Origin of the sequence: Streptomyces sp. E11-3 (assembly GCF_046540415.1) — a bacterium.
Taxonomy (GTDB): Bacteria; Actinomycetota; Actinomycetes; order Streptomycetales; family Streptomycetaceae; genus Streptomyces.
The window spans coordinates 1-3,704 of record NZ_JAZGRL010000022.1; the positions used below are offsets into that span (position 1 = coordinate 1).

The window sequence follows — 3,704 nt, forward strand, 5'->3', positions numbered from 1 at the left end:
CCCTACACCCCCCAACCCCTGTGGCCCGGCACACAGCGCGGCGGCCGCCCGCCCGGGAGAGGGAGTGCCTGGCGGCCGCCGCCGGGAGTGGTTGCCTCCCGTGGGGGTATGGGGCGCCTGCCCCGGTGCGCGGCGGGCATGCCCCTGTCTCCACGTCGAATACGTACTTCGACTTACTCCGCCTTACTCCGGGTTACCCCGTACTCCGGGTTACTCGGCACTCCGGGTTACTCCGTCCCCGTCTCCTTCGCCGTGCAGTTCTTCTGGCCGGTCGCCAGCGTCCCGCAGGCCTTGACGTCGGTCATGCTCTTCGCGGGCACCATCGCGGTGTACGTGTCTCCGGGCTGGGCCAGCTCCTTGGCCTGCTCGCCCTTGGCGCCCTTGGTCGACGCCGACGCGATCTCCACCGTGTCACCGGCCGCACCCTGCCGGATCCGCGCCCAGGCGGCCCCGCAGACCTTGCTGTACCTGACCTCGACCACGGTGGTGCCGACCGTGGCGCTGGGACCTGTCCTGGCGTGCTCGCCGCCGCAGCCCATCTCCTCCGGGTCCTGGCCGGCGCAGTCGGCGCCGTTGCACTCGATCCCCGCGGGCAGCGGCGCGGCGCTGGTCGGCGGCGCGGTGGTCGGCGGCTGGGACTGCGGGTCCTTGTCGTCGCCCTTGCCGAAGTCGGTGAGGAAGACCGCCGCCGCGATGACCACGAGCGCGCCGACGACACCCGCCAGGAACATGGTCAGCTTCCGGCGCTGCCGCTCCTTGTCGGGCGACCCGCCGCCGTCGGCGGGCGACGCCGTCGGCGGTCCAGGAGGTCCGGGCGGTGCCGCGACGGAGCCACGGCCGCCTCCGGGGGCACCGGCGGGACGACCGGCGCCGCGGGGCCCCTGGGGTGCGGCGGGCGCCCCGGTGGCGCCTCGCGCGCTGCCGTTCTTGCCCTTCCCCTTGCCCGGGCCGGGACCGAACTCGCCGAGCGCGGCGCGCGCCTGCGAGATCCGGATCGCTTCCATGGTCATGTCGTGCCGCATCTCGGAGCGGCTCCAGGCGCGCTCCGCGAGCTCCCACATGGTGGTCAGGTGCACCGGATTGGTGCCCGTGACCTCGGCCAGCGCCACGACCGCGCCCTTGGGCGCGAGCAGTCGGCCGTTGAGATACCGCTCCCAGGACGTCTTGCTGTAGCCGGTGCGGTCCGACACCGCGGCGATGCTCAGCCCGCTGCGGTCCACCAGCCGTCGCAACTGGCTGGCGAACTCGCGTACCTGAGGGTCGAGCTCCTCCGGTAGTGCCTTCCAACGAGGCATTACTTCCCCCTTGTCCCCCCACGTAGCTGCCTGACAACCCCCGCGTGATGCCCTGCTTGCCTCGATCTGGCTACCCACAGGGATGCGCAAAGCCAGGATGTCAGTTCCCACGAAGGGGGCGCACAGAAGCACTCGGCCATGGGCGTGCCCCGTCGCGCGCCACCTGGTCCACAGACCAGTGTCCCACCACTGACACGTTCGACCGCACGAATCCCCCTGCTTGTGACCACACAGTTGCGAACCGGAGCTTTCGTTGCAGAGATCGAACACGGTGCCGGAATGGTCACCTCCGCGCTACGGGGATCAAGCATCGCTTGATCCCCGTTGTCACGTCCATGACTCTGATCTCCGGAACGCCCCCCGGGCAGACGGTGTCCGTCCTTCCTCGGGGGAAGGGATGGGCACCGCCTGTCTGGGGGCGTCCGGTACTTCGGAGAGGGGAGTCGCCGGGCTTCAGGACGGCTCGGACGTGGCGCCCTGGGTGCCTCCGTCACTCTTGTCGCTCCTATCGCTCTTGTCGCCCTCGTCGCCCTCGTCGCCGAAGCACTCCCGCGCACCGTCCCGTACGAGACAGGCCCTGACCCTGGACAGGTCGGCGCTGGCCGCCACGGCCATCGGCGTCGACAGCGAGCCCTGCGCGTCGAACCGGTCCCGCACCTCGCGGCGCTGAACCTTCGCCCTGGGGGCGGCGACCTCGACCCGGTCACCCCGCTCGCCCCGGTCGATCCGTGCCCACACCGTGCCGCACGGCACGGAGCGCCGGACCTTGACCACCGTGCCGCCGTCGAAGCGGTGCTCGGCCACGGTGCCCGGTGGGTCGACACCGCTGGCGCAACGGGTCGCCTCGGGGTCCTTGCCGGTGCAGGCCGCGCCCGTGCAGCTCGGCCCGGGCGCGGAAGCGTTCGGCGCCGCGGCGCCCTCGGCGGGCTGGCCGCCGCCGCCCAAGCCCCAGACAGCCAGGAGCACTCCGGCGGTGACCGCCGCCAGGCCGCCGAACACCCCGGTGGCGTAACCGACCGAGCGCCGGTGCCCGCGGCCGGGTGCGGCTCCTGGTACCGCCGCCTCCCCGGTCTGCGAACTCCCCGCGTCCTCCCCGGCCCGCGAACTTCCCGCATCCTCCGCGGCCTGCCGCCGCCCGTCACCGTCCGCGCGGCCGCTCCAGGTGGACTCCGCCAGGTCCCAGAGCGCCAGCGCCCTGGCCGGGCGTTCGTCCGCCAGCGCGCACAGTTGCTCGACGGCACTGCGGGGCGGCAGCGCCTTGCCGTTGAGATAGCGCTCCCAGGAGGACTTGCTGTACGGGGTCCGCGCGGCCAGCGCCGCCAGGCTCAGCCCGGTCGCCGCGCGCAGCTCACGCAGCGTGCGGGCGAGCCGGACGCACTCCACTGACTGTTCGGGGCCGTTCACTTCCGCAGCACCTTCCAGGTGTCCGGGCCCACCTTCCCGTCCACCGCGATATTCGCCTGGTCCTGGAGCCGCCTGACCGCGCGCTCGGTGTTGTTGCCGAACGCCCCGTCGGAGCCTTCGGGCGAGAACTCATGGTGCTCCAGGAGGCATTGGGCCTCCACCACGGACCACCGGGTGGAGGTCTGCTCGATGAGCTCCGTACGGGTGCGGCTGTAGCCAGCGTAGAGCCGCCCGTCGGTGTCCCGCTTGACGTCGCACTCGTACGTCTTGCCCGGCTCGTACGTGAACTCCCCGAGCTTCGGGTGCGCTTCGCCGGTGTAGGGCTTGTCGCTCGCGGTGTTGCCTCCGCCGCCACCGCCGTTGTCCTCCCAGGGTGCCCAGAGTGCGAGCGCGCCCAGGATCACCAGCGCGGTGGCCGCACTCGACGTCACGATGGCCAGCCACGGCACGGTCCGCCCGGCGCCGCTGTCCGCGTGCGCGTCGGACTCCGTACGCCCGGCGTCCGGTCCCACGTCCGCTGCGGGCTCCTCGGCCGCTTCCGCATCAGAGCCGACGCGCCCCGCGTTCCAGGCCTCGGCGGCCACCTCGCGCTGAGCGAGCAGTCGGGCCGGATCGGTGCCACAGGTCCTGGCCAACGCCTCGACCGCGTCGGCCGGGGGCAGCGCCTTGCCGTTGAGATAGCGGTCCCAGGACGAGCGGCTGTAGCCCGTCTTGGATGCCAGTGCCGCGAGCCCCAGTCCGCTGTGGTCCTTGAGCCTGCGCAGCTGTACGACGAACTGCCGCACTCGCGCGTCGAGCGAGTCGGGCAGCCCCTTCCACCTAGACATGTTCCACCCCACGTCTTGGATTCCTTGCTGCTGATGATGTCCGAACTTCTGCCTCCAGTTCCTCCTCACTCCGTGGACCAGGCCGGGACAAGGGCCTTTCCAGCCGTCCGCGTTGCGCCGCCCGCCCGCCCCGCCTGCCCCGCTCAGCCGTCCCACCGTCCCACGCGTGCCGTCCCGC

The 3,704-nt window shown here is 72.3% G+C and carries 3 protein-coding genes; all 3 read right to left on the reverse strand.

Annotated elements, in window-relative coordinates:
• Nucleotides 1-227: 227 nt before the first annotated feature.
• The 3 genes from U9R90_RS34285 to U9R90_RS34295 all read right to left on the reverse strand — a co-directional run bounded on the left by U9R90_RS34285 (nt 228) and on the right by U9R90_RS34295 (nt 3,526).
• Nucleotides 228-1,295, reverse strand: a complete 1,068-nt coding sequence (locus U9R90_RS34285; RefSeq protein ID WP_411061242.1) for a helix-turn-helix domain-containing protein — start codon at nt 1,293-1,295, stop codon at nt 228-230.
• A gap of 453 nt (nt 1,296-1,748) precedes the next feature.
• Nucleotides 1,749-2,699, reverse strand: coding sequence for a helix-turn-helix domain-containing protein (locus U9R90_RS34290; protein WP_411061243.1), 951 nt, complete (start codon nt 2,697-2,699; stop codon nt 1,749-1,751).
• Nucleotides 2,696-3,526: a helix-turn-helix domain-containing protein gene (locus tag U9R90_RS34295; RefSeq protein ID WP_411061245.1), complete on the reverse strand. Its 831-nt coding sequence runs from the start codon at nt 3,524-3,526 to the stop codon at nt 2,696-2,698. Before U9R90_RS34295 ends, U9R90_RS34290 begins: the two co-directional genes overlap by 4 nt.
• Between the last annotated feature and the right edge of the window lie 178 nt (nt 3,527-3,704).

What these genes read in the sequence shown, in the direction of transcription:
- U9R90_RS34295 (WP_411061245.1), bottom strand. Translation starts at nt 3,526, where the DNA reads ATGTCTAGGTGGAAGGGGCTGCCCGACTCGCTCGACGCGCGAGTGCGG.
- U9R90_RS34285 (WP_411061242.1), bottom strand. Translation starts at nt 1,295, where the DNA reads ATGCCTCGTTGGAAGGCACTACCGGAGGAGCTCGACCCTCAGGTACGC.